Annotated in this window: 1 protein-coding gene; it reads right to left on the minus strand. The window is 36.6% G+C overall.

Annotation, left to right across the window (positions count from 1 at the left end; genetic code table 11):
- Positions 1-1,567, minus strand: a protein-coding gene (locus ACRX5O_RS25120; RefSeq protein WP_433908434.1) for an IS3 family transposase whose coding sequence is annotated in 2 segments (ribosomal slippage) — positions 1-916 and positions 916-1,567 — 1,568 coding nt annotated over the 2 segments. Because the reading frame shifts where the segments join, the coding sequence is not laid out codon by codon here. This gene is flagged as partial in the annotation.
- Positions 1,568-1,636: the final 69 nt, after the last annotated feature.

A 1,636-nucleotide genomic window follows, 5' to 3' on the forward strand; every position in this document is an offset into this window, starting at 1 on the left:
TAAGCGGCGTTAGCCCTGTATTCTAAGGGACTAAGGCCGTTTAGTCTTTTTTGTAATCTTTCATAATTATAAAATTTTATGTACTCCTCAATGTCTTTTTTCAACTCTTCAAAGGTGCTGTACTTGTTCAGATAATACTTTTCACTTTTCAATGTTCCCCAAAAAGACTCCATTGGTCCATTATCGATACACCTTCCTACCCTCGACATACTTTGAACCATCTCTGCTTTATCAATTTTCCTTTTAAAAGCAGGGGAAGTGTATTGAAATCCTCGATCACTATGGAAGAGGGGTTTTGCTCCCGGATTAGCTTCCAACGCTAATTCGAAAGTTTTAAATACCAACGAATTATTATTAGAAGTGCCTAATATATAACTAACAATGGATCCATCGCACAAATCTAAAATTGCACTCAAATAAGCCTTATGTGTAGCCCCGTATTTCATTTCAGTCACATCTGTTAACCATTTTTCATTTGGGTTCTCTGCGGTGAATTCTCTGTTCAAGATGTTTTCAGCGACATGTTTGGGTGTACTTGGCTTATATTTTTTGCCTTTGCGTCGAATCAACGATTGGATTCCGGCGATTCTCATCAATCGATATACTCGCTTATGATTTATAGGCGTTGATAAGGTACGGTTCAGGTTCATCGTCATGCGACGATATCCATATATTCCGTCCACTTTCGCATATAAACTTTTTATCTCCTCTAGAATTTTCTCATTCAATTTCTCATTATCTGAAGGGGTGCGATTAAGCCATTTATAATAAGAAGAACGTTGAATTCTCGCAATCTTGCATAATAGCACAATGGAGAATTTCTCTGCCTCATGAAGTTCCTGAATAGCTATATATTTATCGGTTAATCGAATTTGGCTTAATGACGTTTCTTTAAACGCCTCCTTTCGAGCTCCTCCAACTTTTTTAAGAATGCATTCTCGGCCCGAAGACGCTCATTTTCCCTTTCCAATCGCTTCATTTCGCGTTGGATCTTTTCTTCGGGGGTTAACTCCGGCTCTGCTTTACACTGGCCGCGCTTATCCTTGAGACCGTCTTCTCCTTCTTTCTCAAACTTCTTCACCCATTGATATACCTGTTGATAGGAAACATTAAAATGTTCAGATGTTTGATGATAATTTTTCCTGTTCTGTACGCAGTACATAATAATTTCCAAACGTTCTTCTAGTGTAGTGGACCGGCCTTTAATCATAGAGTTATTCATCCTTTTCATCTCTTTTAATTCTCTATGATCATTATAATTCCTTATCCATTGTTTCAAAAGTGAACGACTGGACATTTCATACTTCCGTACAACCTCATTCATAGAATAGTTCCCAGAAAGATAATCAAGGACTGCAGCTGTTTTGACATCTTTGGAATAACGTTTCCATCCTTTTGATCCTTGAAGTCCGTCCATTCCATATGTCTGATATAGATAAATCCATTTATTTAATGTATCTTCAGTTATTTTATGTTGTTGACAGAAAGCTTGAATGGATGAATTCCTGTTTTGGTATTTGATAATAAATTCTAATTTTTCTTGTGCTGAATATGCACTTTTCGCCATAAAAAAACCCCCAATAAAGTAAACAGATTTTTTATTATTTCATCTGTCTACTTTATCGGGAGCATATCA

It is taken from the genome of Robertmurraya mesotrionivorans, assembly GCF_050971805.1.
Lineage (GTDB): Bacteria > Bacillota > Bacilli > Bacillales > Cytobacillaceae > Robertmurraya_A.